This is a genomic window from Burkholderia catarinensis (genome assembly GCF_001883705.2).
In the GTDB taxonomy this organism is placed as follows: Bacteria; Pseudomonadota; Gammaproteobacteria; order Burkholderiales; family Burkholderiaceae; genus Burkholderia; species Burkholderia catarinensis.
In genome coordinates, this window is the sequence record NZ_MDEQ02000032.1 from 1 (window position 1) to 26,277 (window position 26,277).

The 26,277-nt window shown below is 66.5% G+C and carries 26 protein-coding genes; 12 read left to right on the forward strand and 14 right to left on the reverse strand.

Going from position 1 to position 26,277, the window contains the following annotated elements:
- Positions 1 to 245 (forward strand): integrase core domain-containing protein (locus tag BFF94_RS32625; RefSeq protein WP_219140264.1); only part of this gene is annotated, 245 nt, incomplete at its 5' end.
- A 72-nt stretch (positions 246 to 317) separates the two neighbouring features.
- On the opposite strand, the gene BFF94_RS32630 is transcribed toward BFF94_RS32625, so the two are convergent.
- The 4 genes from BFF94_RS32630 to BFF94_RS32645 form a co-directional block, all read right to left on the reverse strand.
- Positions 318 to 914, reverse strand: a complete 597-nt coding sequence (locus BFF94_RS32630) for an FMN-dependent NADH-azoreductase (protein ID WP_128849885.1) — start codon at positions 912 to 914, stop codon at positions 318 to 320.
- Between the two features lie 146 nt (positions 915 to 1,060).
- Complete coding sequence (locus BFF94_RS32635; RefSeq protein WP_219140265.1) at positions 1,061 to 2,860, reverse strand: M61 family metallopeptidase; 1,800 nt, start codon at positions 2,858 to 2,860, stop codon at positions 1,061 to 1,063.
- Between the two features lie 107 nt (positions 2,861 to 2,967).
- Positions 2,968 to 3,696 carry a DsbC family protein gene (locus BFF94_RS32640; protein WP_128843749.1) on the reverse strand — a complete coding sequence of 243 codons (729 nt, stop codon included), beginning with the start codon at positions 3,694 to 3,696 and terminating at the stop codon, positions 2,968 to 2,970.
- A 90-nt stretch (positions 3,697 to 3,786) separates the two neighbouring features.
- Complete coding sequence (locus tag BFF94_RS32645; RefSeq protein ID WP_128843750.1) at positions 3,787 to 4,965, reverse strand: UbiH/UbiF family hydroxylase; 1,179 nt, start codon at positions 4,963 to 4,965, stop codon at positions 3,787 to 3,789.
- A gap of 246 nt (positions 4,966 to 5,211) precedes the next feature.
- On the opposite strand from BFF94_RS32645, the gene ychF reads away from it, so the two are divergent.
- Positions 5,212 to 6,306 (forward strand): redox-regulated ATPase YchF, encoded by a 1,095-nt coding sequence (ychF, locus tag BFF94_RS32650; protein WP_128843751.1) that lies wholly within the window; start codon positions 5,212 to 5,214, stop codon positions 6,304 to 6,306.
- Positions 6,307 to 6,446: 140 nt separating this feature from the next.
- Here the strand turns inward: ychF and BFF94_RS38250 are convergent, their stop codons facing one another.
- The 5 genes from BFF94_RS38250 to BFF94_RS32670 form a co-directional block, all read right to left on the reverse strand.
- Positions 6,447 to 6,575 (reverse strand): hypothetical protein, encoded by a 129-nt coding sequence (locus tag BFF94_RS38250; RefSeq protein WP_281426397.1) that lies wholly within the window; start codon positions 6,573 to 6,575, stop codon positions 6,447 to 6,449.
- Between the two features lie 107 nt (positions 6,576 to 6,682).
- On the reverse strand, positions 6,683 to 7,552 hold the full coding sequence (locus BFF94_RS32655; protein WP_128843752.1) for an alpha/beta hydrolase family protein: 870 nt from the start codon (positions 7,550 to 7,552) through the stop codon (positions 6,683 to 6,685).
- Positions 7,553 to 7,907: 355 nt separating this feature from the next.
- Complete coding sequence (gene gabP, locus BFF94_RS32660) at positions 7,908 to 9,299, reverse strand: GABA permease (protein WP_128843753.1); 1,392 nt, start codon at positions 9,297 to 9,299, stop codon at positions 7,908 to 7,910.
- A 417-nt stretch (positions 9,300 to 9,716) separates the two neighbouring features.
- Positions 9,717 to 10,061: an MmcQ/YjbR family DNA-binding protein gene (locus BFF94_RS32665; protein ID WP_128843754.1), complete on the reverse strand. Its 345-nt coding sequence runs from the start codon at positions 10,059 to 10,061 to the stop codon at positions 9,717 to 9,719.
- A gap of 78 nt (positions 10,062 to 10,139) precedes the next feature.
- Complete coding sequence (locus tag BFF94_RS32670) at positions 10,140 to 11,405, reverse strand: MFS transporter (RefSeq protein WP_219140266.1); 1,266 nt, start codon at positions 11,403 to 11,405, stop codon at positions 10,140 to 10,142.
- Positions 11,406 to 11,599: 194 nt separating this feature from the next.
- Here BFF94_RS32670 and gcvA point away from each other — a divergent pair, with 194 nt between their 5' ends.
- The 3 genes from gcvA to ettA all read left to right on the forward strand — a co-directional run bounded on the left by gcvA (position 11,600) and on the right by ettA (position 14,787).
- On the forward strand, positions 11,600 to 12,517 hold the full coding sequence (gene gcvA / locus BFF94_RS32675) for a transcriptional regulator GcvA (RefSeq protein WP_128851366.1): 918 nt from the start codon (positions 11,600 to 11,602) through the stop codon (positions 12,515 to 12,517).
- Positions 12,518 to 12,623: 106 nt separating this feature from the next.
- Entirely contained in the window at positions 12,624 to 12,932 is a 309-nt protein-coding gene (locus BFF94_RS32680; RefSeq protein ID WP_128851369.1) for a DUF3761 domain-containing protein, read from the forward strand.
- Between the two features lie 187 nt (positions 12,933 to 13,119).
- Complete coding sequence (ettA, locus tag BFF94_RS32685) at positions 13,120 to 14,787, forward strand: energy-dependent translational throttle protein EttA (protein WP_128851371.1); 1,668 nt, start codon at positions 13,120 to 13,122, stop codon at positions 14,785 to 14,787.
- A gap of 131 nt (positions 14,788 to 14,918) precedes the next feature.
- On the opposite strand, the gene BFF94_RS32690 is transcribed toward ettA, so the two are convergent.
- Genes BFF94_RS32690 through BFF94_RS32705 form a run of 4 tightly spaced genes read right to left on the reverse strand, consistent with a single transcriptional unit; the run spans position 14,919 to position 18,232 of the window.
- A complete protein-coding gene (locus BFF94_RS32690) occupies positions 14,919 to 15,542 on the reverse strand; it encodes an HAD family hydrolase (RefSeq protein WP_128851375.1) in 624 nt (207 codons plus the stop codon).
- Complete coding sequence (locus BFF94_RS32695; protein WP_128851378.1) at positions 15,539 to 16,090, reverse strand: cysteine hydrolase family protein; 552 nt, start codon at positions 16,088 to 16,090, stop codon at positions 15,539 to 15,541. The genes BFF94_RS32690 and BFF94_RS32695 overlap by 4 nt, the downstream gene beginning before the upstream one ends.
- Positions 16,091 to 16,144: 54 nt before the next feature.
- Positions 16,145 to 17,959: an aminopeptidase P family protein gene (locus tag BFF94_RS32700; RefSeq protein WP_219140267.1), complete on the reverse strand. Its 1,815-nt coding sequence runs from the start codon at positions 17,957 to 17,959 to the stop codon at positions 16,145 to 16,147.
- An 18-nt stretch (positions 17,960 to 17,977) separates the two neighbouring features.
- Entirely contained in the window at positions 17,978 to 18,232 is a 255-nt protein-coding gene (locus BFF94_RS32705; protein WP_128851380.1) for a DUF1129 domain-containing protein, read from the reverse strand.
- A gap of 171 nt (positions 18,233 to 18,403) precedes the next feature.
- On the opposite strand from BFF94_RS32705, the gene BFF94_RS32710 reads away from it, so the two are divergent.
- The 7 genes from BFF94_RS32710 to BFF94_RS32740 all read left to right on the forward strand — a co-directional run bounded on the left by BFF94_RS32710 (position 18,404) and on the right by BFF94_RS32740 (position 24,498).
- Positions 18,404 to 19,165: a response regulator transcription factor gene (locus tag BFF94_RS32710; protein ID WP_219140268.1), complete on the forward strand. Its 762-nt coding sequence runs from the start codon at positions 18,404 to 18,406 to the stop codon at positions 19,163 to 19,165.
- Between the two features lie 26 nt (positions 19,166 to 19,191).
- Positions 19,192 to 20,490 carry a glutamyl-tRNA reductase gene (hemA, locus tag BFF94_RS32715; protein WP_128851383.1) on the forward strand — a complete coding sequence of 433 codons (1,299 nt, stop codon included), beginning with the start codon at positions 19,192 to 19,194 and terminating at the stop codon, positions 20,488 to 20,490.
- An 83-nt stretch (positions 20,491 to 20,573) separates the two neighbouring features.
- The gene (prfA, locus tag BFF94_RS32720; protein ID WP_128851385.1) at positions 20,574 to 21,656 is read left to right on the forward strand and encodes a peptide chain release factor 1; all 1,083 of its coding nucleotides are present in this window, start codon (positions 20,574 to 20,576) and stop codon (positions 21,654 to 21,656) included.
- A 7-nt stretch (positions 21,657 to 21,663) separates the two neighbouring features.
- A complete protein-coding gene (gene prmC / locus BFF94_RS32725) occupies positions 21,664 to 22,506 on the forward strand; it encodes a peptide chain release factor N(5)-glutamine methyltransferase (RefSeq protein ID WP_128851387.1) in 843 nt (280 codons plus the stop codon).
- 67 nt (positions 22,507 to 22,573) lie between these two features.
- On the forward strand, positions 22,574 to 22,885 hold the full coding sequence (gene grxD, locus BFF94_RS32730) for a Grx4 family monothiol glutaredoxin (protein ID WP_006753626.1): 312 nt from the start codon (positions 22,574 to 22,576) through the stop codon (positions 22,883 to 22,885).
- Between the two features lie 13 nt (positions 22,886 to 22,898).
- Positions 22,899 to 23,495, forward strand: a complete 597-nt coding sequence (locus BFF94_RS32735; protein ID WP_114175933.1) for a UbiX family flavin prenyltransferase — start codon at positions 22,899 to 22,901, stop codon at positions 23,493 to 23,495.
- Between the two features lie 211 nt (positions 23,496 to 23,706).
- Complete coding sequence (locus tag BFF94_RS32740) at positions 23,707 to 24,498, forward strand: DODA-type extradiol aromatic ring-opening family dioxygenase (protein ID WP_128851390.1); 792 nt, start codon at positions 23,707 to 23,709, stop codon at positions 24,496 to 24,498.
- 121 nt (positions 24,499 to 24,619) lie between these two features.
- Here the strand turns inward: BFF94_RS32740 and BFF94_RS32745 are convergent, their stop codons facing one another.
- Positions 24,620 to 26,218, reverse strand: a complete 1,599-nt coding sequence (locus BFF94_RS32745) for an APC family permease (protein ID WP_128851392.1) — start codon at positions 26,216 to 26,218, stop codon at positions 24,620 to 24,622.
- Positions 26,219 to 26,277: the final 59 nt, after the last annotated feature.

Here is a 26,277-nt window from a genome sequence, read left to right on the forward strand (position 1 = left end):
ACTATCAGGACATCCATGAGCGTTACGGCTTGCGCTGTTCGATGACGGACGGCTACGACTGCTATCAGAATGCTCTGGCCGAGCGGGTCAACGGCATCCTCAAGGGCGAGTTCCTGTTGCAACGTCCCGCTGACCTTGAGCAGGCCGCCAAGATGGTCGAACAGTCGGTTCGCATCTATAACCACGAGCGGCCACATGCCGCTCTGAAATACAAAACGCCCGATGCGGTGCATCGGGCGCTCTAGGGGCCGGATACTGTCAACCTATTCCAGGACTTGACAGGACGAAGCTGCGGGTGCGTCGCACCCGCATCGACCTTACGCGGCAGCGATCGCTTCGCGTGCGCTGGCAAGCGCGGCGGTTTGCGCATCCGGCCCGAGGTTCAGGCCTTCCGCGAAGATGAAGCTCACGTCGGTCATGCCGACGAAGCCGAGGAACGTGCGCAGGTACGGCGTCTGGCTGTCGTTCGGCGTACCGGCATACTTGCCGCCGCGGGCGGTCACGACGTGGACCTTCTTGCCCTTGATCAGGCCTTCCGGACCGTTCTCGGTGTAGCGGAACGTGACGCCTGCACGGGCGATCCAGTCGAAGTACGTCTTCAGTTGCGACGAGATGCCGAAGTTGTACATCGGTGCGCCGATCACGATGATGTCGGCGGCTTGCAGCTCGGCGATCAGCGTATCGCTCTTCGCGACGATCGCATTCTGCTCCGCGGTGCGCTGGTCGGCCGGCGTGAAGAACGCGCCGAGCACCGATTCGTCGAGGTGCGGCAGTGCATCGGCCAGCAGGTCGCGAACCACGACCTTCGCGCCGGGGTTCGATTGTTGCAGCTTTGCCGTCAGTTCGTTGGCCAGCAGCGTGGATTGCGCACCTTGCGAACGCGCCGCGGAATTGATTTGCAGAATGGTCGTCATGTCAGGCTCCAGTTAGGTTGCGCTTCGGTAGCGCGAGTGACGCCATTGTGCGTGGCCGCATGAACGCGAAAAAGCGGGTTCAGGGCGACGGATTGTTGCAGCAGCAGAACAATCCTCGATCGCGCCCTGATACCCGCTGCCGGTGTTCAACCTTTCAGCCAGGCTTCCCGGGCCTTCGATAGCGCAGCCGGCTTCGCTGCCGCCGTCAGCCGGTAGCGCGTCACTTCCGGGCCGTCGAGCTTCAGTTTCGCGGTGCGCAGCTCGTCGCGGCGGAACGCGTGAACCTCGACCTTGTCGCCCGGCCGGTAGCGCGCGAGCAATGCATCGAGGTTCGTACCCGTCACGCGCAGCCCGTCGATTGCGATCAGCGTGTCGCCGGCCGACAGCCCCGCGCGATGCGCGGCGCCACCTTCATAGACGGCCGCGAACGTGCAGTCCGCGCCGCCGCGCAGGCGCGCGCCGATCGTCGGCTTCGCGGCCGCGCCGCTGGCGACCTCGGGCGCCAGCGTCACGCCGAACGGCGCGAGCAACTCGCCGAGCGGCAGGTCGCGCGTGCCGTGCACGGCGTCGGCGAACAGGCGGCCGAGCGCGACGCCGGTCGCCTGTTCGATCAGCGCCTCGACTTCGTTTTCCTCGACGCCCGCCGGCTTGCCGCGATAGAAATCGCGACCGTAGCGTTGCCACAGCAGGCGCATCACGTCGTCGAGCGACTTCCGGTTGCGCGTCTGTGCGCGTATCGCGAGATCGAACGCAAGCGCGACGAGCGAACCCTTCGTGTAGTAGCTGACGATCGCGTTGGTCGCGTTCTCGTCCTGGCGGTAGTACTTGATCCACGCGTCGAACGAGCTTTCCGCGACGCTTTGCTTGAGCCGGCCCGTGCCGCGCAGCACGCCGCCGACCGTGCGGCCGAGCGCCGCGAAATATTCGTCTTGCGACATCAGCCCGCTACGCACCAGCATCAGGTCGTCGTAATACGACGTGAAGCCTTCGAACAGCCACAGCAGCGACGTGTAGTTCTCGCGCGTGAGGTCGTACGGCACGAACGCCGCCGGTTTGATGCGTTTCACGTTCCACGTGTGGAAGTACTCGTGGCTGCAGAGACCGAGATACGTGCGATAGCCTTCCGTCGTGTCGGGCCGCCCCTTCACCGGCAGGTCGGTCCGGTTGCAGATCAGCGCGGTCGACGCGCGATGCTCGAGGCCCCCGTAGCCGTCGCTCACCGCAAGCGTCATGAACACGTAGCGGTCCATCGGCGCCTTCTTCGATTTCGGCTCGAACAGCGCGATCTGCGCTTCGCACACCCGCTTCAGGTCGGTACGCAGCCGCTCCAGGTCGAGCTGCGTCACGCGCCCCGCAATCACGATGTCGTGCGGCACGCCGTGTGCGTCGAACGTCGCGAGCGCGAATTCGCCGATCGTCACCGGATGGTCGGAAAGCTCATCGTAGTTCGACGCACGATACGCACCGAACCCGTAGCGCTTCGTACCGCGCGCCTCGGGCAGCGCGGTACCGACGCGCCACGCGCGGAACGCCGCGCCGGCCGGTTTCGCGATGTCGACTTCGCACGGTGCATCCTCGCGGCCGGAGACGCTCAGGAACACGGCCGTCGCGTTGAAGAAACCGCCCGATTCGTCGAGATACGCGGAGCGCACCGACAGGTCCCACGCATACACGTCGTAGCGCAGCGTCAGCGCGCCGTTCACGGGCGCAGCCTGCCACGTGTGCTTGTCGGTCTTCGCGATCCGCACCTTGCGGCCCGCCTCGTTGAACGCGCCGAGCGTCACGATGTTGCGCGCGAACTCGCGCACGAGATAGCTGCCCGGAATCCATACCGGCAGCGAGAAGCGCTGGCCTTCGGGATCGGGATCGGCGACCGTCACCGACACTTCGAACAGGTGCGCGGCAAGATCTTTCGGGACAATCGAATAGCGGATCGGCTGGGTCATCGTGGCAATCGGTCGGTCGAATACGGCGGCGAAAACGAAGAGAGGCGCCGGCAGATAACGCGGGCGCCCCTCGCTGGTCGGGCCATGCGGCCCGGCGTGTCGGTCGGTTACTTGCTCGAGGCGAGCGCCTGGTTGAGCTGGTCGGCCGATACTGCGCCCGGCAGGCGGCGGCCGTCCGGCAGGAAGATCGTCGGCGTGCCCGTGACATTCATCCCGCGGCCGAGCGCGAGGTTCTTGTCGAGCGCGCTGGTATCGCAGCTGGCGGCGCCGGACGGGGCGCGGTGGTCGAGCATCCAGCTCTGCCACGTCTTCGCGCGGTCGGTCGCGCACCAGATCGCCTTCGACTTCATGGTCGAATCCGGCGACAGCACCGGGTACAGGAACGTATAGACGGTCACGTTGTCGACCGACTGCAGCGTCGTCTCGAGCTTCTTGCAGTACGGGCAGTTCGGATCGGAGAACACCGCGATCTTGCGTGCGCCGTTGCCCTTGACCACCTTGATCGCATTCGCGAACGGCAGGCTCGCGAAGTCGATCTTGTTGATTTCGGACAGGCGTGCGTCGGTCAGGTTCTTGTGCGTCTTGGTGTCGACGAGATCGCCGAGCAGCACGTAGTCGCCCGCCGCATCGCTATAGATGATCTGCGAGCCGAGGTCCACTTCGTAAAGGCCCGCGACCGGCGATTTCGACACGTTCTTGATCGGCGCGTCGCTGCCGAGACGGGCCTGCAGCGTGGCTTTCAGCTTGTCGGTGGTCTGGTCGGCCTGCGCGGTGCAGCCAAGCGTCGCCATCGTGACGGCCAGCGCCAGCGACGCGATGCGGATCGTTTTTTTCATCGAAATCTTCCTTCAGCTCAATCGGTGTGCACGGCACAGTGTACGCCGTAACGGAACCGTGTCCGACCGGCAAAGCGGCCGAAGGTTCGATCAGCCGAGCGCAGCCGACACGAGCCAGCGCTTCACGAGCGGCTGCGCGCCGACGAAGGCCATGCCCGCATTGCGCACGGCCTTCGCGAGCGAGCCCGGCACCGCGAACAGCCGCTGCAGCCCGTCGGTCGCGACCATCAGCGCACGGATGTCCTCGCGACGCGAACGTTCGTAGCGGCGCAGCAGCACCGTATCGCCGAGGTTGCGGAAGCTTTCCTTGCCCGCGATCGCGTCGGCGAGCGCGGCGACGTCGCGCAGCCCGAGGTTCATCCCCTGCCCCGCGAGCGGGTGGATCAGGTGCGCGGCATCGCCGACGAGCGCGACGCGCGGCGCGATCAGCTTGTCGACCGTCTGCAGCGCCAGCGGAAAGCCGGCGGCCGGCGTCACGCATTCGAGCGTGCCGACCTGGCCGTGCGACACACGCTCGACCTCGGCCGCGAGCTGCGCCGGATCGAGTGCGAGCAATTCGTCCGCGTGCGCGGTGTGCGCGGACCATACGAGCGACACGTGGCCGTCCGGCAGCGGCAGCAGCGCGACGATCTCGCCTTCATGGAACCACTGGTAGGCCGTCTCGCGGTGCGGCAACGACGCCTTGAAGTTCGCGACGACGCCCGTCTGCCGGTAGTCGCGCCGCTCGACCCTGGCCCCCATTTGGGAGCGCACCCACGAATGCGCGCCGTCGGCACCGACGACGAGGTCCGCCTCCAGCACCTGCCCGGACGACAGCGTGAGCACGGCCGCATCGTCGCGTACGTCGAAACCCTGCGCGCGCGCATCGAACCACGTGAGGTTCGGCTGGAACCGCAGTGCGGCGTCGAGCGACGTCTCGACCAGCGACGATTCGGCGATCCACGCGAGCTGCGGCACGGAAGCCTGGTACGCGGAGAAATGCAGTTCCGCGTGCGCATCGCCGTACACACGCATGTCGTAGACGGGCGCGAGCCGGCCGTGGTCGAGCGCCTGCCAGACCCGCAGCCGCTCGAGCAAGGCCTGCGAACTGGTGGACAGCGCGTAGACGCGCGTGTCGAATGCGAGATCGGCAGGGCGCGGCGTGGCCGGCTGGGCGAGCAAGGCCGTCTTGTAGCCGGACTGGGTCAGCGCGAGCGCGGCCGTCTTGCCGACGAGCCCGCCGCCGACCACGGCGACGTCGAAGGTGTGGTGGGCAGTCATGGCGGGCATTATAGCCGCGGGGCCAAACCCTTACGCGGCCGGACTTTGCGGGAAATCAGCAGAATCGCAGGCGGATGCGGCGGCACAGCGGCCCGCCGCATCCGCCGTTCGGCGCAAGCCCGGAATCCGGGGCGTCGGCACGGTACAATAGCGTCCTTGACCGTCGGCCCGCCGCGCCCCAAGCGCCGGCCGCCCTTTTTTCCCGCGCCGCCGTGCCCTGTCCGGCCGCGCCGCCACACCCGTTCGAAGGATTCCATGAGTCTCAAATGCGGCATCGTCGGCTTGCCCAACGTCGGCAAGTCCACCCTGTTCAATGCGCTGACCAAGGCCGGCATCGCCGCCGAGAACTACCCGTTCTGCACGATCGAGCCGAACGTCGGCATCGTCGAGGTGCCCGATACGCGCCTGAAGGGGCTCTCCGAGATCGTCAAGCCCGAGCGTGTCGTGCCGGCCGTCGTCGAATTCGTCGACATCGCCGGCCTCGTCGCGGGCGCGAGCAAGGGTGAAGGCCTCGGCAACCAGTTCCTCGCGAACATCCGCGAAACCGATGCGATCACGCACGTCGTGCGCTGCTTCGAGGACGAGAACGTCATTCACGTCGCCGGCAAGGTCAGCCCGATCGACGACATCGAGGTGATCAACACCGAACTCGCGCTCGCCGACCTCAGCACCGTCGAGAAGGCGCTCACGCGCTACTCGAAGGCCGCGAAGTCGGGCAACGACAAGGAAGCGGCCAAGCTCGTCGCGGTGCTCGACAAGGTGCGCGCGCAACTCGACCAGGGCAAGGCCGTGCGCGGCCTCACGCTGTCGGACGACGAACAGGCGCTGCTCAAGCCGTTCTGCCTGATCACCGCGAAGCCGACGATGTACGTCGCGAACGTGAAGGACGACGGCTTCGAGAACAATCCGCACCTCGACGCAGTGCGCAAGTACGCGGAAAGCGAGAATGCGCCGGTGGTCGCCGTATGCGCGGCGATCGAGGCGGAAATCGCCGATCTCGACGACGCGGACAAGGAAGCGTTCCTCGCCGACATGGGCATGGAAGAGCCGGGCCTCGATCGCGTGATCCGCGCGGGCTTCAAGCTGCTCGGCCTGCAGACCTACTTCACCGCGGGCGTGAAGGAAGTGCGCGCGTGGACGATCCATATCGGCGACACGGCGCCGCAGGCGGCCGGCGTGATCCACACCGACTTCGAGCGCGGCTTCATTCGCGCGCAGACGATCGCGTTCGACGACTTCATCACGTACAAGGGTGAACAAGGTGCGAAGGAAGCCGGGAAGATGCGCGCGGAAGGGAAGGAATATGTCGTGCACGACGGGGATGTGATGAACTTCCTGTTCAACGTCTGAGCGTTGCTTCGACACATATCAGCGAAAAGCCCGCTTGCGCGGGCTTTTTTCTTTTCGGTGCGCCGGGTTCGTCATGATCGATTCCACGGGCTCGATTTCAATCCGGTTACGCCTGCAGCCTGCCCCTTTTAATGCCAAGCTCAGTGCATGGAGCAAATCGACGCGTGCTCGATACGGTTGCGCGGATGATATTTCGACCAGACAAACTGACTGAAATAGCTTTCCGCAACCTCAGGCCGTGTCCGGAGCCAGCCGCCTTCTTGCGGCATGCGCGCGTCTCCTTCGCCTCGTTTCTGACAGCCCTGAAGCGCGCTTTCATGTCAATTGAATCATCCATCGTGGTCTCCTGGTGCGAGGATGCGAACGACACGTGCTGTCAGCGCAGCAATCCTCTGGTGAGTTCCGGCCACAGCGACGAATGCTCGCGGCGGAACATGCCGACGTGCCCAATTGCTCGGCCGTCGGGGGTTTCTGGATGGATGAAATGGACGTCGCGCTCTGCTCTCGACAGCAGGCGCAACCAATCTTCGATATTGGCCGGCGTGGCGAGCGGGTCGTCGGTTGCGGCCACAACGGTGACGGGCGCAGCAAATTCGTCGTAGTAGTGGCGTGTCACCCCTGCTCCGAACTCGTTCTCCACATATCCGGGCCGACGGCACCACCGGGCCCACTGAAGTCCGACGCACGGCGGCAAATCATCGCCCCAACCGAGTACCCTGGCTGGAACGTAGCCGAGCAGCCGAGCGGAAATCGGCACGTACGCATTCGCAAGCAGCAATGCGGCGAAACGCTTTGGCCAGCGAATGTTGCCGACATATCCGGACGACGCCGAGATAGCGCACAAAGAACGAACCAACGCGTGATTCGACATCAGGCCAACCAGTTGTGCGCCCGCGCTATGCCCGATCAAATGCGCGTCGTGCGCACCGGTTTCGCCGAGGAGCCAATCAAGCGCCGCAGGCATATCGAGCTGCCCCCAGTCCTGTTTCCGCGCGCGTGACTGGCGAACATGATGCGTACCGAGCGACGCGCCGATTCCGCGATAGTCGAATACGAACGTCGAATAGCCGTCGTGACGTAACCAATCTGCGAACGGAAAATAAAAAGATTGTCGAATCCCTGTTGCAGGACAGATGAGCACTGGGGAACGATCACCGTCGACTGCCGGGAAATAGGTTCCGTTTAGCGGGAATCCGTCGCGGGCGGGGAAAGCAATGTAGGCGCGAGTTGTCGAGCGCTCACTCATCGTTTCGACTTCAATACAGTCGACGAACGAAAAGGCGCATCGATCGCGCGATCAGACAGAAAGCGCTGTCTGATAATGTTGTTCACCGACAAAGGACACCAAATCGATTCATCCATCGATTCACCTCGGTAGTCGAAGCAATCAATGTAAGAGCAAGTCTTTGCCGATGAAATCAGACGAGTTCGATTATTGCGCGCTAATTGCGCCTTGCTCCTTGTCCCTCGCGATGATTCTCCCGCCGCCCCCGGCAGCCGCGTCGGTTATCAAAAAAAATGGCCCGACCAGCGCTTGCCGGTCGGGCCATTTTTCATGACGGGAGCGTTCCCGCCCACCGCCACACCATCACTTTAGCTCGTCACGTCGCCGACACCCGCCGCCCCTCGCTCGCCCGCGCATCGCGACCGCGCTTGTTCAGCCACGATGCGAGCAGCACGATCAACGCCAGTACGGCCGTCGCCCCGACTTCCATCCGGTGATCCTCGCTGACGAACATCACGGTCAGCGTGCCGCAGATGAACAGGATCACGGCCCACGTGAGCCACGGGAACATCCACATCCGCAGCGTCAGGTCGGCGCCGCTCGATTCGAGCGTCTTGCGCATCCGCAGTTGCGAGATCGCGATCACGAGATACACGAGCAGCGCGATCGCGCCCGACGTCGCGAGCAGGAAGCCGAACACCTGCTCCGGCATCAGGTAGTTCGCGATCACGGTCACGAAGCCGAATGCGGTCGACGCGAGCACGGCCGCGCGCGGCGTGCCGGTCGAATCGGTGCGATGCAGGAACGCGGGCGCGTCCTTGCGCTTCGACAGCGAGAACAGCATCCGCGACGCGGTGTACAGCGCCGAATTCAGGCAGCTCGCGACCGACACGAGCACGATCACGTCGATGATCGCCTTCGCGTTCGGGATGCCGATCAATTCCATCGCGCGCTGATACGAGCCGTGCGTCGGCAGCAGCGGATCGTTCCAAGGCACGATGGCCGCGACGACCAGAATCGAGCCGAGATAGAACAGCGTGATGCGCCAGATCACCGAGTTCGTCGCGCGCACGATCTGGCGTTGCGGGTTGTCCGATTCGGCGGCCGCGATCGTCACGATCTCGGTACCGAGGAACGAGAACATCGTCGTCAACATCGCCGCCAGCACCGCGCCGGCGCCATGCGGCATGAAGCCGCCATGCGCAAACAGGTTCGATACGCCCGACACGGCCGGGGCAGGAATGATGCCGACGATCGCCGCGCCGCCGATGCACAGGAACACGACGATCGCGACGACCTTGATCAGCGCGAACCAGAATTCGAATTCGCCGTAGTTCTTGACGGAGAAGAGGTTGGTGACCGTCAGCACCAGCGTGATGCCGAGCGCGAAGACCCAGGTCGCGACGCCGGGGAACCACGCATTCAGGATGGTCGCGGCGGCGGTCGCCTCGATCGGAATCACGAGCACCCAGAACCACCAGTACAACCAGCCGATCGTGAAGCCGGCCCAGTGGCCGATCGCGCGATCGGCATAGGTGGAGAACGAACCGCTGTCCGGATGCGCGACGGCCATCTCGCCGAGCATGCGCATCACCAGCACGACCAGCATGCCCGCGATCGCATAAGCGAGTATCGACGCCGGACCGGCTTCCGCGATTGCATGGCCGGAGCCGACGAACAGGCCCGCGCCGATGACGCCGGCGATCGACATCATCGTCACGTGCCGCTGCTTCAGGCCGGTACCGAGGCCTGTGTTGCTTCCACTCATCTGTCTCTCTCCAATAAACGGTTCCGGTATGTCCGGGTATCGCGTGAAGGCGGCGCGGGGGATTGTCGTTCTTGAACCGGGCCGGGCGCGGCGCCTGCACTGGATGCAGGCCCGAGGCCGGATCGGGGCCGTTCGGAACGGTGCGCCACGCAGTCTGCGAAGCTGCGGGTGCGATGCGGCGCGCAGCGCGCCGGCGCATCGCGTGCGCCCTTTCCGTCGGCTTTCGTCAGCCGCCTTCGAAGCGAAGGAGTGTAAGCATCAAACGGTTCGTCACTAAGAACCAATTGAAGAATTTCGATGGAACCACTTGTTGCATCGATACGAACCGATGCAACACTTGATCCGGTTCGGCACCGGCTCGCGCACCGTCACGGCGCTTCCGTCAAAGGCCTTCCGGTCGCGTCGCGCGCCCGGTACTCAGTTCGTGCCGCGCGCCGCTTCATCCCGCCACTTCGCAGGCACGATCGCGTGCCATTCTCGCAGAAGCAGGTTTTTCACGGCGTCGGGATGCGCGACCGACAGCCGCACCAGCACGATCGGCCAGCCGACATAGTGATCGGTCACGTAATACACGTCCGGCTCCGATTCGATCAGCCACGCGCGCTCGTCGGGGCTAACCCCCTTCACGACCAGCGTGTCGCCGTCATCGCGCAGCCGCGCGAGCATCTTGCCCTTCACCTTGAGTGCGGGCGTGCCGTACGACGTGCCTTCCTCGACGCCGCGCCACGCCAGTGCGATCTGCCGGACTTCGTCGAATGTCACGATGCCTCCCCGACCGTTCGTCCATGGTTGACAGTTCGGCCACCCTACCGGAAATCGCGCGGCGCGCCCAGCCGGAGCCTATCCGCCGGCCGCGCGCGCGGCAGCCGGCGCGCGCCCGGTGGTCGCGACGATGGCGAACGCGATTGCATTGGCAACGGCGCTCGCGAGGATCGGCACGAGATAGCCGCCCCCCGCGTCGTAGATGAAGCCGGCGGCGGCCGGCCCGATCAGCGTGCCGAACGCGATGCTCGTGTACAGGATGCCGATGATCGCGCTCACGTTGCGGCCGCCGAAGTAGTCCATCACGACCGCCGGCAGCACGGCGACCCAGCCGCCGTAGAACACGCCGAACACGAGTGCGAACGCGGCAAGCGTCGCGACGGTGCCAGCGCCCGCCCATGTGACGAGCGCTGCAGCCATGCCCGCGAACATCGCGAGCAGCGATGCGCGGCGGCCGAAGCGGTCGGCGAGGCCGCCGAGGAAGAAGCGGCCGGCCGTGCTGCCGACGCCGATCGCGCCGAGCAGCAGCACGGCCGTCGATGGCGCGACGCCATGGTCGAGCGCGTACGGCACGAGGTGAACGAACGGGACGAACACACCGAACGAGCACACGAGGCATGCGGCGTAGAGGCTCGCGAACGGCCGCGACGTGACGGCCTCGCGCACCGTCGCGCCGGCATGCGCGGCCGCGGCGGTCGCGGCAGCACCCGCCTGCCGCCCGCCGTCGCCACCGGCATCGCCGTCCGGCAACAGTCCGCGTGCGCGCGGATCGTTCTCGATCAGCAGCGACATGCCCGCCCCCAGCACGACCGCGATCGCGGCCAGCGTGAAATACGCACCGCGCCAGCCGACATGCGCGATCAGCGCGGACGCGAGCGGCGGCATCACCAGCGTGCCGACGCCGATCCCCGCGACCGCGAGCCCCGACGCGAAGCCGCGCCGGCGCACGAACCAGCGCTGCACGGCGCCGACGGCCGGCACGTACGCGCAGCCGACGCCGAACCCGACACCGAGCCCGTACGCGACATAGACCTGCAGCAGCGTATGCGCGGCACCGGCGGCCGCGAGCCCGGCGCCCGTCAACACCATCCCGATGACGGCGAGCCGCCGCGAGCCGAAGCGATCCGCAAGCGGCCCGCTGACGATGCCGAAGCCGAAATACAGGAAGCCGGCGAGCGAGAACACGAGCGAGATCTGCCCGCGCGACGCGGCGAAATCCCGCTGCAGCGATTCGACGAACGCGCTGAACGTATACGCGCTGCCGAACCCGACGAACGTGACGGCGAACGCGGCTGCAACCACGTACCAGCCGTAGAAGAAGCGCGAGGCGTCCGGGCGGTTCATGACGATGCTCCTCTCAGGTCCCACCGGCCGCCGGGCGGCGTCCGGATTGCCTCATGGATATAGTTGAACTATGTTGATCGCATCGGCCGCCGAAAGGCAGCCGCGAAGCATGCGATCCCGATGCGACAACGGTACTCGTGCGTACGCGTCGCCTCAAACGATATTTCATCGGCCTTTCGCTTTAGAAAAACTGAATGAACCGTTCCCGTCTGCCGCCGCTCAACGCGCTGCGTGCCTTCGAAGCAGCCGCCCGCCACCTGTCGGTGAAGTCGGCGGCCGAGGAACTGTCGGTCACGCCCGGCGCGGTGAGCCAGATGATCCGCACGCTCGAGACGCATCTCGGCGTGCAACTGTTCGAGCGCGTCAACCGCGGCATCCTGCTGACGGCCGCCGGCCGCGACTACCTGCCGCCGGTGCGTAACGCGTTCCGGCAGATCGCCGATGCATCGCAGCGCGTATCGGGCGCGGCCGACAGCGGCGTGCTGACGGTGAGTGTCACGCCGTTCTTCGCATCCGCGTGGCTCGTACCGCGCCTCGCGCAGTTCCGGCAGGCGTGCCCGGACGTCGACCTGCAGGTCGCGACAAGCCACGCGCTCGCGAATTTCGCGCGCGACGGCGTCGACGTCGCGATCCGTCACGGCCTCGGGCGCTACATCGGGCTGTGCAGCGAGCGCCTGCTGACGGTGGAGATCGTCGCGCTCGCGTCGCCCGAACTCGTCGCGCGGCTCGGCATGCCGGCGACGCCCGCCGATCTCGTCGGCTGGCCGCAGCTGCACGACGCCGAGCGCAAGGGCTGGCACATCTGGTTCGGCGCGCAACGGATCGACGATTTCGGCCCGCCGCGCGGCCCCGCGTTCGACGACTCCGGCCTGTTGCTGCAGGCGATCGTCGCCGGCCAGGGCGCCGGGCTGCTGCCGGCCGCGATGGTGCGCGGCGAGCTGGCGAGCGGCCGGCTCGTGCAGCTTGCCGACGTCGCGTGGCTCGACGATTTCGCGTACTACCTCGTCTATCCGCCGCATCATGCGGAACGGCCGAAGGTCGCTGCGTTCCGCCGGTGGATTCTCGACGCCGCGCAGGCCGACGGCGCGGCAACGATGTCCGGCGCGGCGTAGCGTCGCTCCATTGCTCGGCACCGGCGCCGGTTCGCGGTCGATCCGCTAACATGCGGCGCGGGCCATCGGCCCGACTTCGATAACAACATACAGACCGAGAGAGACCATGCCTGCCCTGCTCCGCCGCGCGACGCACATCGCAACCCTGTCCGCCGCGCTGTTCGTCGCGTGCGCCGTGCTGCCCCATCCGGTGCACGCGTACCGCGCGCCGCCCGGCTACGGCAACGAAGCCGATCTCGACCGTCACGACACGTATCGCAACCGCGACGGCGAAACCGTGCATGCACCCGCGCATTCGAAATCGGGCCGTGTGCCCGAAGGCGCGAGCGCGCGCTGCCGCGACGGCACGTACAGCTTCAGCCGGCACCGGCGCGGCACGTGCTCGGGGCACGGCGGCGTCGGCGCGTGGCTGTGAATGCGGCGCGCGCAAACGCCTGCGCTGCGCCAGCGGCAGCCGGCGGCGAAGTACAATAGCCGCTCGCGCCGCCGACACGCGGCGACACCGTCGCGCCCCGCGCGGCACGCTCCGTACCGAATCACCCGACGCCGCCACGCCCGCGCGCTGCGCGGCAGTCTCAACCACTTCTGACTTTCACACCGAAATGGCCCAATACGTTTTCACGATGAACCGGGTCGGCAAGATCGTGCCGCCCAAGCGCCAGATCCTGAAGGACATCTCGCTGTCGTTCTTTCCCGGCGCGAAGATCGGCGTGCTCGGCCTGAACGGCTCGGGCAAGTCGACGCTGATCCGCATCATGGCGGGCGTCGACAAGGACATCGAAGGCGAAGCAACGCCGATGCCGAACCTGAACATCGGCTACCTGCCGCAGGAACCGCAGCTCGACCCGACGAAGACCGTGCGCGAAGCCGTCGAGGACGGCCTCGGCGACCTGTTCCAGGCCAACAAGAAGCTCGAAGAGATCTATGCGGCGTATGCCGAGCCGGACGCCGACTTCGACGCGCTCGCGGCCGAACAGGCGAAGTACGAGGCGATCCTCGCATCGAGCGACGGCGGCAGCCCCGAGCAGCAGCTCGAAGTGGCCGCCGACGCGCTGCGCCTGCCGCCGTGGGACGCGAAGATCGAGCACCTGTCGGGCGGCGAAAAGCGCCGCGTCGCGCTGTGCAAGCTGCTGCTCGAAAAGCCGGACATGCTGCTGCTCGACGAACCGACCAACCACCTCGACGCCGAATCGGTCGACTGGCTCGAGCAGTTCCTGGTGCGCTTCCCGGGCACCGTCGTCGCCGTCACGCACGATCGCTACTTCCTCGACAACGCAGCCGAGTGGATTCTCGAACTCGACCGCGGTCACGGCATTCCGTGGAAGGGCAACTACAGCAGCTGGCTCGACCAGAAGGAAGATCGCCTGAAGCAGGAAGAAGCGTCGGAATCGGCGCGCCAGAAGGCGATCAAGAAGGAACTGGAGTGGGTGCGCCAGAACCCGAAGGGCCGTCAGGCGAAGTCGAAGGCGCGTATCGCGCGCTTCGAGGAGCTGAACAGCCAGGAATACCAGAAGCGCAACGAGACGCAGGAAATCTTCATTCCGGTCGGCGACCGCCTCGGCAATGAAGTGATCGAGTTCAAGAACGTCAGCAAGTCGTTCGGCGACCGCCTGCTGATCGACAACCTGAACTTCAAGATTCCGGCCGGCGCGATCGTCGGCATCATCGGGCCGAACGGCGCCGGCAAGTCGACGCTGTTCAAGATGCTGACGGGCAAGGAGCAGCCGGATTCGGGCGAGGTCGTGAAGGGGCCGACCGTGAAGCTCGCGTACGTCGACCAGAGCCGCGACGCGCTCGACGGCTCGAAGACGGTGTTCGAGGAAATCTCGGGCGGCGCCGACGTGCTGACGGTCGGCAAGTACGAGACGCCGTCGCGCGCGTACATCGGCCGCTTCAACTTCAAGGGCGGCGACCAGCAGAAGATCGTCGGCAACCTGTCCGGCGGCGAACGCGGCCGCCTGCACCTCGCGAAGACGCTGATCTCGGGCGGCAACGTGCTGCTGCTCGACGAACCGTCGAACGACCTCGACGTCGAAACGCTGCGCGCGCTGGAAGACGCGCTGCTCGAATTCGCGGGCTCGGTGATGGTGATCTCGCACGATCGCTGGTTCCTCGACCGGATCGCGACGCACATCCTCGCGTTCGAAGGCGATTCGCAGGTCACGTTCTTCGACGGCAACTACCAGGAGTACGAAGCCGACAAGCGTGCCCGCCTCGGCGAGGAAGCCGCGAAGCCGAAACGGCTGCGCTACAAGCCGATCAGCCGCTGACCGGCACGACCGGGCGCCCGGCACTGCGGCAACGCGGAGCCCGGCGCCGACGGTGGCCGGCTCCGGTGCGGCGAAACGAAAAAGCGGGCCTCTAGCCCGCTTTTTTTATCCGATGGCCGCTCGCCCGCCGCTTACGCGAGCGCGCCCAGTTCGCGCAGCCGCGCCTCGGTCGCCGCTGCGCTCGTATGATGAATGCCGTGCCAGCCGAGCGCCGTCGCAGCCGCCGCGTTCTTCGCGTTGTCGTCGATGAACGCGAGCTCGTGCGGCGCGATGCCCGGCAGGTGCGGGTCGATCCGCGCATGCATCTCGCGGTAGATCGCCGGATCGGGCTTCACGAGCTTCACGCGGCCCGACACGACGATGTCCGTGAAACGCCGCAGGACCGGAAAGTTGTCCCACGCATACGGAAACGTCTGCGCGGACCAGTTCGTCAGCCCGAACAGCGGCATCCCCTGCGCGTCGAGCCGGTCGACGAGCGCGGCGCCTTCGTCGAGCACGCCGCCGATCATCTCGTGCCAGCGTGCGTAGAACGCGCGGATCAGCGCGTCGTGCTCCGGAAACTTCGCGACGAGCTCGGCGGTGCCCTCCTCGATCGTCTGCCCGCCGTCCTGGCGGATCACCCAGTCCATCGCGCAGACATGCGTGAGGAACCAGCGACGCTCGGTATCGTCGGGAATCAGTTCCCGGTAAAGGTACTCGGGACTCCAGTCGATCAGCACGCCGCCGAAATCGAACACCACGGCCTTGATCGTCATGCGAACTCCGCAGCAAGCACGTCCGCGAGCGGGCGCGGCGTCACCGCGTTGCCCGACAGCGAATTGTTGTTCCAGATGAAGTGGTGGTGCGCGACGATCTGCGCGGCCGACAGGTGCGTGCGCTCGTTCGTCGTGTGCAGGTCGGACACGACCGTCGTCCGATAGCCGAGCAGTGCCGCACGGCGCGCGGCCGAATCGATGCAGAACTCGGTCGCATAGCCGCAGATCAGCACCGAGCGGACGCCGTGGCGGTCGAGCTGCGCCGCGAGCGGCGTGTCGTGGAACGCGTCGCTCACCTGCTTGCGCACGCGCCAGTCGCCGCTGCCGACGACCAGCCCCGCATGCAGCTCCCAGCCCGGCGTACCGGGCACGATGTCGTCGTCGGCATCGCCGTCGTGCTGCACAAAGCACACGGGCGCGTTCGCCGCGCGCGCCGCCGCCGTCAGCCGGTTGATGCCCGACACCACGTCGTCGAGCCGGTAAGCGGGCCGAGCCCGCTCCACCAGCCCGCGCTGCATGTCGACCACGATCACTGCGGTGTCCGCCATTTGCTGCCCTCGCTGTTGTTGTCCGGCCGGCGTCCGGCCGTTATCGCACGTGCGTCAGATCGGCTGCGTGCGTGCGTCGAGCCACGCCCTGGCATCGCCGCTCAGGTGCCGGCCGACGCGCTCGCGCACCGTCGCGTGATACGTGTTCAGCCAGGCGCGCTCTTCGTCATGCAGCATCTCGATCAGCACGCAGCGCGTGTCGATCGGGCACAGCGTCAGCGTCTCGAACGCAAGGAAATCGCCGAACTCGGTCTGCCCGGCCGCGCGGTTCACGACCAGGTTCTCGATCCGGATGCCCCACTGGCCGGGGCGGTACACGCCCGGCTCGATCGACGTGATCATGCCTTCTTCCATCGCCGTGTACGGCTCGGCCGGCGCGTAGTGCGAGATGACCTGCGGGCCCTCGTGCACGTTCAGGAAGTAGCCGACGCCATGCCCCGTGCCGTGCCCGTAGTCGAGCCCGGCCGCCCACATCGGCGCGCGCGCGATCGCGTCGAGCATCGGCGAGCGGATGCCGCGCGGGAAGCGCGTGCGCGACAGCGCCATCATCGACTTCAGCACGATCGTGAAATCGCGCCGCTGCAGGTCGCTGACGGTGCCGACCGGCACGACGCGCGTGATATCGGTCGTGCCCGTCATGTACTGCCCGCCCGAATCGATCAGCAGCAGGCCGTCGCCCGCGATCGTCGCGTGCGACTCGGGCGTCGCGTGGTAGTGCGGCATCGCGCCGTTCGCGTTGAACCCGGCGATCGTCGCAAAGCTCGGCGACACATAGCCGGGGCGCCGTGCGCGCGCGGCCGTGAGTTTCTCCTCGATCGTCAGCTCGGTGATCGTCTCGCGGTTCACCGCCTGTTCGAACCATGTGAAGAATTCCGCGAGCGCGGCGCCGTCGTGCTCCATCGTCACGCGCACGTGCTCGATCTCGGTGGACGTCTTGCGCGACTTCGCGAACGTGGACGGATTCACGGCCTCGACGAGCTTCACGCCGGCCGGCACGGCCTCGAGCGTGCCGAACGTCACGCGGCGCGGGTCGACCAGCAGCGTCGCGCCGTCGGGCAGCGCCGCGAGCGACGCGCGCGCGGCGTCGTATGCACGGACGTCGACGCCGTCCTGCGCGAGCGACGCGGCCAGCGCCGGGGACACCTTGCCGTCGGCGACGAACAGCGTCGCGCGATCGGCGCCGATCATTGCATGCGCAACGAACACGGGATTGAAGTTGACGTCGGCGCCGCGCAGGTTGAACAGCCATGCGAGGTCGTCGAGCGTCGACACGAAATGCCACTGCGCGCCCTGCGCGTGCATCGCGCGGCGCACTTCGGCCAGCTTGCTCGCGCGCGTCGCGTCGGCCTGCGGCGCCGCGTGCTCGAACACGGCGTCGCCGGGCAACCCCGGCCGCTCGGGCCAGATCGCATCGAGCAGATCGAGATCGGTGCGCAGCGCGATGCCGCGCGCGCTCAGCGCAGCCGTCAGCCCGCGCGCGGCCGCGACGCCGAGCACGGCGCCGTCGACACCGACCGTCGCACCCGCCGCCACGTTCTGCGCGAGCCAGTCGACGTGCGGCGCGCTCTGCTGCCCGCCCGTCATCTTCATCAGTTGCACGCCCGTGCCGGCCAGCTCGGCGTCGGCCTGCACCCAGTAGCGGCTGTCGACCCACAGCCCCGCGAAATCCGCGGTCACGACCAGCGTGCCGACCGAGCCCGTGAAGCCGGACAGCCAGCGGCGGGCCTGCCAGCGCTCGGGCAGGTACTCGGACAGATGGGGATCGGCGGACGGCACGAGATAGGCGGCCAGGTCCTCGCGGGCCATAGCGCCGCGCAGCAGCGCGAGGCGGGCCGGCACCGGCAAGACTTCGGGAAGACGGGCATTCATGATTTCACCTGAGAGCATTCAGCGACGGGACGACAGCGCGACCGTCACGGCTACGGCGAGGAACGCGACGCCGGTGCAGACCGGCCATTCGAGCGTCTCGCCATCGTAAAACAGTCCCGAGAGATTGCCGGCCATTCGGGCGGCGGCTGCGCCCACGATGCCGACGAGCACCGCGATCCACCACGCCGGCCGGCCCGTGCGCCGCATCGGATGCAGCCAGCGGCCGAACAGCCCGACGGCCGCTCCCAGGACAAGGATTCCAAACCAGTTCATTCGACGCCCTCTATAAATTCAGATTCGTCCCATAGGCGTGAACGTTGCCAGCGGCTAGCATCGATTCATCCATCGAACCCGGGACCAGCCGGGTGCCGCGAACATTCGAGTTTAGGGGCCGACTCGACGTTATGGCAAGCGCGCACCAGCTGCCGTATTGAAGAAATTCTCATGCGAATCGCTCTGATCGATCCGGAGTCGCGTCATGCCGCACTCCTGAACCGCCTGCTCTTCGCGGGCGGTCATGTATGCCACGCGTTTCCGTCCAGCACGCTGTTCTTCGAATGGCTCGCCACCGACACCTGCGACATGCTGATCACCGGCAACTGGGCCGGCGACCAGCCGGCCGAGGAAGTCATTCCGCGCGCGCAGACGATCCTGCCCGGGCTGCCGGCCATCGCCGTGATGCAATTGCCGCGCGAAAGCGAAATCGTATCGTGCCTGCACGCGGGCGCCGACGATTGCCTCGTGCGCCCCGTGAGCGGGCCCGAACTGCTCGCGCGCGTCAACGCGCTGAGCCGGCGTGCCGGCGTGCGCCGCTCACCCACCCGCTCACGCGAAATGTATGGCGAATACGCATTCGACGCCACGCACTGCCTCGTGCGTTTCGGCGACGCAATCGTTTCACTCACGCCCAAGGAGTTCCGCTTCGCGCAACTGCTGTTCGCGAACGTGTCGCGGCCGGTGTCGCGCGCCCATATCCTCGAAACGGTATGGGCGCGCCGCCGCGACATGAAGTCGCGTACGCTCGATACGCACGCGTCCCGGCTGCGCAGCAAGTTGCAGCTGCTTCCGGAGCGCGGCTACCGGCTGTTGCCGCTCTACGGCTACGGCTATCAGCTCGACCGCGTGCCGATCGAGCCCCCAAATTCTCGCCCCCGCCACGCTGATGCCCGGTATGCAGCGGGTGAGGAAATCACTGAAACGCTATAATATGGGGCTAAACGATAGCCCTCGATATGCAACTCCTCACGATCGGAATCAATCACCACACTGCGCCTGTCGCCCTGCGCGAACGCGTGGCGTTTCCGCTCGAGCAGATCAAGCCGGCTCTCGTCACGTTCAAGAACGTGTTTCTCGGCCCCCAGGCACCCAATTCGCCCGAAGCGGCGATCCTCTCCACCTGCAACCGCACCGAACTGTATTGCGCGACCGATGATCGCGCGGCACGCGAAGGCGCGGTCCGCTGGCTGTCGGAGTATCACCGGATTCCGGTCGACGAGCTTGCACCGCATGTCTATGCGCTGCCGCAGTCGGAAGCGGTCCGGCACGCGTTCCGCGTCGCGTCCGGCCTCGATTCGATGGTGCTCGGCGAAACGCAGATTCTGGGCCAGATGAAGGACGCCGTACGCACCGCGACGGAAGCCGGCGCGCTCGGCACCTATCTGAACCAGCTGTTCCAGCGCACGTTCGCGGTGGCGAAGGAAGTGCGCGGCACGACCGAGATTGGCACGCAGTCGGTGTCGATGGCCGCCGCCGCGGTTCGCCTCGCGCAGCGGATCTTCGAAAAGGTGTCCGATCAGCGCGTGCTGTTCATCGGCGCCGGCGAGATGATCGAGCTGTGCGCGACGCACTTCGCCGCGCAAACCCCGCGCGAACTCGTCGTCGCGAACCGCACGGCCGAGCGCGGCCAGCGGCTCGCCGAACGCTTCAACGGCCGCGCGATGCCGCTCGCGGATCTGCCGACCCGCATGCACGAGTTCGACATCATCGTGTCGTGCACGGCGTCGACGCTGCCGATCATCGGTCTCGGCGCGGTCGAGCGCGCGGTGAAGGCGCGCCGCCACCGGCCGATCTTCATGGTCGACCTCGCGGTGCCGCGCGACATCGAGCCCGAAGTCGGCAAGCTGAAGGACGTGTTCCTTTACACCGTCGACGATCTCGGCGCGATCGTGCGCGAAGGCAACGCATCGCGCCAGGCCGCGGTCGCGCAGGCCGAGGCGATCATCGAGACGCGCGTGCAGAATTTCATGCAATGGCTCGACACGCGCAGTGTCGTGCCGGTGATCCGTCACATGCATACGCAGGCCGACGCACTGCGCCGGGCCGAACTCGACAAGGCGCAGAAGCTGCTCGCGCGCGGCGACGATCCGGCCGCCGTACTCGAAGCGCTGTCGCAGGCGCTGACCAACAAGCTGATCCACGGCCCGACGAGCGCGCTCAACCGCGTGAACGGCGCCGATCGCGATTCGCTGATCGACCTGATGCGCGGCTTCTACCAGCACGCGCCGCGCTCGAACGACCCGTCCGGCCACTAGCGCCGGTCGCTCGCCCTGCCGCCGGCCGCGCGCCGGCCTATCCTTTCCGAATACCCCTTTGCCCGGGAGCGCCGCTCCACACCATGAAGACGAGCATGCAACGCAAGCTCGACCAGCTGTCCACACGGCTGGCCGAACTGAACGACCTGCTGAGCCGCGAGAACGTCACGGCCGACCTCGACCAGTACCGCAAGCTGACGCGCGAACATGCGGAACTCGGCCCGGTCGTCGAGCAGTACGCGCTGTGGCGCCAGTCGCGCAGCGACGAGACGGCCGCGCAGGAACTGCTCGCCGATCCGTCGATGCGCGACTTCGCGGAAGACGAAATCCGCAGCGCGCGAGAGAGCATGGCCCGCCTCGAGATCGAGCTGCAGAAGATGCTGCTGCCGAAGGATCCGAACGACGATCGCAACATCTTCCTCGAAATCCGCGCGGGCACGGGCGGCGACGAATCGGCGCTGTTCGCGGGCGACCTGCTGCGCATGTACCTGCGCTTCGCGGAGCGCCGGCACTGGCAGGTCGAAATGATGTCGGAGAGCGCGTCGGATCTCGGCGGCTACAAGGAAGTGATCGTGCGGATCGCGGGCCAGGGCGCATATTCGCGCCTGAAGTTCGAATCGGGCGGCCATCGTGTGCAACGTGTGCCGGCCACCGAGACGCAGGGGCGCATCCATACGTCCGCGTGCACGGTCGCGGTCATGCCGGAAGCCGACGAGATCGGCGAGGTCGAGATCAATCCGGCCGACCTGCGGATCGACACGTTCCGCGCATCCGGCGCGGGCGGCCAGCACATCAACAAGACCGATTCGGCGGTGCGCGTCACGCACATCCCGACCGGGATCGTCGTCGAATGCCAGGACGACCGCTCGCAGCACAAGAACAAGGATCGCGCACTGAAGGTGCTCGCCGCGCGCATCAAGGACAAGCAGTATCACGAGCAGCACGCGAAGGAAGCTGCAACGCGCAAGAGCCTGATCGGCTCCGGCGACCGCTCGGAGCGGATCCGCACGTACAACTTCCCGCAGGGCCGGATGACCGACCACCGGATCAACCTGACGCTGTACCGGCTCGAGGCGATCATGGACGGCGATCTCGACGAACTGATCGGCGTGCTCGTCACCGAGCACCAGGCCGAACTGCTCGCGTCGCTCGGCGACGCCGACTGAGGCCGCGATGCCCGACACTACCGCCGACCAACTGCTGCGCGCGTCGCCGCTCGACGCGGTCGATGCACGCGTGCTGCTCGCGCACGCGCTCGGCTGGACCCGCACGCAACTGATCACGCGCGGCGACGCGCCGCTCGACGCCGCCGCGGTCGAACGCTACCGCGCGCTCGAGGCGCGCCGCGTGGCCGGCGAGCCCGTCGCGCAGCTCGTCGGGATGCGCGAATTCTTCGGCCGGCCGTTCGATGTGACACCCGACGTGCTGATCCCGCGGCCCGAAACCGAATTGCTCGTCGAAGCCGCACTCGATGCCATCGACGGGCTGCCGCATCCGGCCGTGCTCGATCTCGGCACCGGCAGCGGCGCGATCGCCGTGTCGATCGCCGCCGAGCGTCCCGATGCACGCGTATGGGCGCTCGACCGTTCGCCGGCTGCGCTCGCGGTCGCGCAACGCAACGCGGACAAGCTGCTGGACGCGCACCGCCCCGGCGGCCCGCTGCACTGGCTGCAGAGCGACTGGTACGCAACACTCGATCCGGCGCTCGCATTCGACACGATCGTCAGCAACCCGCCGTACATCGCGCAGCACGATCCGCACCTCGCGCAAGGCGACCTGCGTTTCGAGCCGCGCGGCGCACTCACCGACGATGCCGACGGCCTCAGCGCGATCCGCACGATCGTCGCAGGCGCCGGCGCCCATCTGAAACCGGGCGGCACGCTCTGGATCGAGCACGGCTACGACCAGGCGGAAGCCGTCCGCGCGGTGCTCGCGTCGCACGGCTTCGTCGCGGTCGAATCGCTCGCCGATCTGGCCGCGATCGAACGCACGACCGGCGGCCGCCTGCCGGCCTAATGCCCGGCCCGCCCGGTTGAAATCCGCTATCATTTCGATCTAACGCCCCGCAAACGCAAGGTCAGTCATGGACACCCAACAACGTATCAAGCAAATCGTCGACGAAAACCAGGTCGTGCTCTTCATGAAGGGCAACGCACAATTCCCGATGTGCGGCTTCTCTGGCCGTGCCGTGCAGGTGCTGAAGGCCTGCGGCGTCGACCAGTTCAAGACGGTCAACGTGCTCGAAGACGACGAAATCCGCCAGGGCATCAAGGAATTCTCGAACTGGCCGACCATTCCGCAGCTCTATGTGAAGGGCGAATTCGTCGGCGGCTCGGACATCATGATGGAGATGTATCAGTCGGGCGAACTGCAGCAACTGTTCGCCGCCGCGTAACGTTCCCCTTTCGATGGCATCTCCCAGCGCGCCGCCACGCCGGCTGATCGTCGCGATCACCGGCGCCACCGGCGCGATCTACGGCGTACGGCTGCTCGACCTGCTGCGCGCCGCCGGCGGCGTCGAAACGCATCTGCTGATTTCGAACGCCGGCTGGCTCAACATCCAGCACGAACTGAAGCTGCCGAAGGCCGATGTCGAAAGCCGTGCGGACGTCGTGCATTCGGTGCGCGACGTCGGCGCGACGATCGCATCGGGGTCGTTTGCGACCGACGGAATGGTGATCGCGCCTTGCTCGATGAAGACGCTCGCGAGCGTCGCGCACGGGCTGTCCGACAACCTGATCACGCGCGCGGCCGACGTCACGCTGAAGGAACGCCGCCGTCTCGTGCTGATGGTGCGCGAAACGCCGTTCAACCTCGCGCATCTGCGCAACATGACCGCCGTCACCGAAATGGGCGGCATCGTCTTTCCGCCGTTGCCCGCGTTCTACGCGATGCCGAAGACGATCGAGGAACTCGTCGACCAGACCGTCACGCGCGTGCTCGACCTGTTCGCGCTCAGCGCACCGCTGACGACGCCATGGGGCGGCATCCGGCACGCGCAGTAAGCGTACTGCCGAAGGCCCGTTCTTCGCGCATCTTCGCCGATTCCTGCGGCAATTCATCCGATTTCACGACTACAAGCGCCGACCCGCTCAGGGGCGCGCCGCATCGCCCCGATTATCAACAAACAAGCGTCAATCAAATTCCTAAACGCGGATTTATCAACGTCCGGTGCGCACCTATAGTCACAGGCAAACCCTTTTGCAGGCCACCGCCATGAACCGCTTGCCTTCGCTCTACCTGTCCCACGGCGCCCCGACGCTGCCGATCGACCCGTCGCTGCCGTCCGGTGCCTTCACGCACCTCGGCGCCGAATTGCCGCGCCCGCGCGCGGTGCTGATGCTGTCCGCGCACTGGGGCACGCAACAGCCGGTCGTGAGCGTCGCCGCGCACCCGGAAACGATCCACGACTTCTACGGCTTTCCGCCCGCGCTATACGAGATCCGCTATCCGGTACCGGGCGCGCCCGACGTCGCCGGGCGCGCGGCTGCCCTGCTGAACGCGGCCGGCATGGCGACCGCGACGACCGAGCACGGCCTCGACCACGGCGCGTGGGTACCGATGCTCCTGATGTACCCGGAAGCCGACGTGCCCGTCGCGCAGTTGTCGATCCAGCCGCGCGCGGATGCGGCCCACCACTTCGCGCTCGGCCGTGCGCTGCGGCCGCTGCGCGACGAAGGCGTGATGGTGATCGGCTCGGGCCAGATCACGCATAATCTGCGCGCCGCCGATTTCGGTGCGGCACCGGAGGATGCGGACCCGCGCGTCGCGGAATTCACCGACTGGTTCGAGGCGAAGCTTGCCGCGCGCGACGTCGATGCACTGCTCGACTACCGCCGGCAGGCGCCGCACGCGGCGCTGATGCATCCGACCGACGAGCATCTGCTGCCGGTATTCACGGCGCTCGGCGCAGCGGACGACGACTACCGGCTCGGCATCCAGTCACTTGGCACTTACCAGCGCGTGCTCGCGATGACGAACTACGTGTTCACCAGCGCGGCAGCCTGAGCTGTCGCCGGATCCGGCTGCGACAACCGCCGAGCGCAAACAAAAAGCCCGCCCGAGCATCGCTCGGGCGGGCTTTTTTCGCTGCTTCCTGCCGCCGCCGGATCCGGCGACAGGTCAAGCGTCAGACACCGACCCCTTCGAGGATCTCGTCGTGCGATTCACGCTCGTCGAGATACTTGGTGCGGTAGCCGGTATTCACGCCCCAGAAGTAGAACACCAGCGCGATCGCCGCGACGACCAGCATGTCCCAGCCGTACGGCAGCACGCCGTGACCGCCGAACTCCTTGCTGCCGATCAGCGACAGCACGGCCATCGTCGGCAGGTACGCGACCAGCCACCATGCGGCCTTCAGGTCGGCACCCCAGCCGCTCCAGCCCGACTTCGCCTGGAAGAAGAAGTACACCGGCAGCGCGACGATCATCAGCAGGATGATCTCGCCCGTCAGCGGCCACTTCGCCCAGTACAGGATCAACGAAGCGCAGACAAACGCGAACGGGGCGATCAGCTTCATCAGCGGGATCGACAGCGGACGCTCGATGTCGGTCGCCGCGCGGCGCAGCGCCATCAGGCTGATCGGGCCGGTCAGGTACGAGATCACCGTCGCGACCGAGATCACCGCCGCGAGCGAGCTCCAGCCGCGGAAGAAGAACAGGAAGACGAACGACACGAGCAGGTTGAACCACATCGCCTGGCGCGGCACGCCGTAGAGCGGGTGCACGTTGCCGAACATCTTCGGCATCGTGTTGTTGCGCTCCATCGCGTAGATCATGCGGGTGGTCGTCGCCATGTAGGTCGTGCCGGTGCCGCTCGGGCTGACGAACGCGTCGATATACAGCAGGATCGCGAGCCAGTTCAGGTTCAGCGCGATCGCCAGTTCGGCAAACGGCGACTTGAAGTTGAAGTGCGACCAGCCCTGCGCGACGTCGGCCGGATTCACCGAGCCGATATACGCGAGCTGCAGCAGCACGTAGATCACGAGCGCGATCAGGATCGACGTGATCACCGCGAACGGAACGCTGCGCGACGGATTGCGCGCTTCGCCCGCCAGGTTCACCGGACTCTGGAAACCGTTGAACGCGAACACGATGCCGCTCGTCGCGACTGCGGTCAGCACGGCCGACCAGCCGTACGGCGCGAAGGACGCGTTGGATGCAGTGCCGAGGTTCTCCGGGTGGTAGCTCGTCAGCATCAGGCCGAGGATCGTGAGGCCGGGGATCAGGAACTTGAAGATCGTGATCGTGGTGTTCGCCCGTGCGAAGGCCTTGACGCCCCAGTAGTTCAGCAGGAAGTAGATGACGACCAGCACGGCCGACAGCAGCAGCCCGGGTGTCGTTAACTCGCCGTTCACGAACAGCGCGTGCGCCCACGGATACTGCCATGTGCTCATATACTGGATCGAAGCTTCGGCCTCGATCGGAATCACGGATACGATCGCGATCCAGTTCGCCCAGGCGCTGATGAAGCCCACCAGCGAACCGTGCGAGTAGCGCGCGTAACGCACCATGCCGCCCGACTCGGGGAACATTGCACCCAGTTCCGCATACGTCAGGGCAATCGCGAGAATCACGACAGCGCCGATGATCCATGCGCAGATCGCCGCCGGACCGGCAATCTTCGCGGCCTTCCAGGCACCGAACAGCCAGCCCGAGCCGATAATCGAACCCAGTCCCGTCAGCATCAATGCAAACGGGCCGATGTTCCGTTGAATAGAACTCTTCACATCCTCTCCTGTGTCTCAAAAAGCATGGTCGGCTTGCGGTCCGGGATCGGCTCGGACAG

Bases quoted from the DNA above. Each gene is read 5' to 3' on its own strand.
- BFF94_RS32630 (WP_128849885.1), bottom strand. From the start codon at position 914: ATGACGACCATTCTGCAAATCAATTCCGCGGCGCGTTCGCAAGGTGCG.
- BFF94_RS32635 (WP_219140265.1), bottom strand. From the start codon at position 2,860: ATGACCCAGCCGATCCGCTATTCGATTGTCCCGAAAGATCTTGCCGCG.
- BFF94_RS32640 (WP_128843749.1), bottom strand. From the start codon at position 3,696: ATGAAAAAAACGATCCGCATCGCGTCGCTGGCGCTGGCCGTCACGATG.
- BFF94_RS32645 (WP_128843750.1), bottom strand. From the start codon at position 4,965: ATGCCCGCCATGACTGCCCACCACACCTTCGACGTCGCCGTGGTCGGC.
- ychF (WP_128843751.1), top strand. From the start codon at position 5,212: ATGAGTCTCAAATGCGGCATCGTCGGCTTGCCCAACGTCGGCAAGTCC.
- BFF94_RS38250 (WP_281426397.1), bottom strand. From the start codon at position 6,575: ATGCCGCAAGAAGGCGGCTGGCTCCGGACACGGCCTGAGGTTGCGGAA.
- BFF94_RS32655 (WP_128843752.1), bottom strand. From the start codon at position 7,552: ATGAGTGAGCGCTCGACAACTCGCGCCTACATTGCTTTCCCCGCCCGC.
- gabP (WP_128843753.1), bottom strand. From the start codon at position 9,299: ATGAGTGGAAGCAACACAGGCCTCGGTACCGGCCTGAAGCAGCGGCAC.
- BFF94_RS32670 (WP_219140266.1), bottom strand. From the start codon at position 11,405: ATGAACCGCCCGGACGCCTCGCGCTTCTTCTACGGCTGGTACGTGGTT.
- gcvA (WP_128851366.1), top strand. From the start codon at position 11,600: ATGAACCGTTCCCGTCTGCCGCCGCTCAACGCGCTGCGTGCCTTCGAA.
- BFF94_RS32680 (WP_128851369.1), top strand. From the start codon at position 12,624: ATGCCTGCCCTGCTCCGCCGCGCGACGCACATCGCAACCCTGTCCGCC.
- ettA (WP_128851371.1), top strand. From the start codon at position 13,120: ATGGCCCAATACGTTTTCACGATGAACCGGGTCGGCAAGATCGTGCCG.
- BFF94_RS32690 (WP_128851375.1), bottom strand. From the start codon at position 15,542: ATGACGATCAAGGCCGTGGTGTTCGATTTCGGCGGCGTGCTGATCGAC.
- BFF94_RS32695 (WP_128851378.1), bottom strand. From the start codon at position 16,090: ATGGCGGACACCGCAGTGATCGTGGTCGACATGCAGCGCGGGCTGGTG.
- BFF94_RS32700 (WP_219140267.1), bottom strand. From the start codon at position 17,959: ATGAATGCCCGTCTTCCCGAAGTCTTGCCGGTGCCGGCCCGCCTCGCG.
- BFF94_RS32705 (WP_128851380.1), bottom strand. From the start codon at position 18,232: ATGAACTGGTTTGGAATCCTTGTCCTGGGAGCGGCCGTCGGGCTGTTC.
- BFF94_RS32710 (WP_219140268.1), top strand. From the start codon at position 18,404: ATGCGAATCGCTCTGATCGATCCGGAGTCGCGTCATGCCGCACTCCTG.
- hemA (WP_128851383.1), top strand. From the start codon at position 19,192: ATGCAACTCCTCACGATCGGAATCAATCACCACACTGCGCCTGTCGCC.
- prfA (WP_128851385.1), top strand. From the start codon at position 20,574: ATGAAGACGAGCATGCAACGCAAGCTCGACCAGCTGTCCACACGGCTG.
- prmC (WP_128851387.1), top strand. From the start codon at position 21,664: ATGCCCGACACTACCGCCGACCAACTGCTGCGCGCGTCGCCGCTCGAC.
- grxD (WP_006753626.1), top strand. From the start codon at position 22,574: ATGGACACCCAACAACGTATCAAGCAAATCGTCGACGAAAACCAGGTC.
- BFF94_RS32735 (WP_114175933.1), top strand. From the start codon at position 22,899: ATGGCATCTCCCAGCGCGCCGCCACGCCGGCTGATCGTCGCGATCACC.
- BFF94_RS32740 (WP_128851390.1), top strand. From the start codon at position 23,707: ATGAACCGCTTGCCTTCGCTCTACCTGTCCCACGGCGCCCCGACGCTG.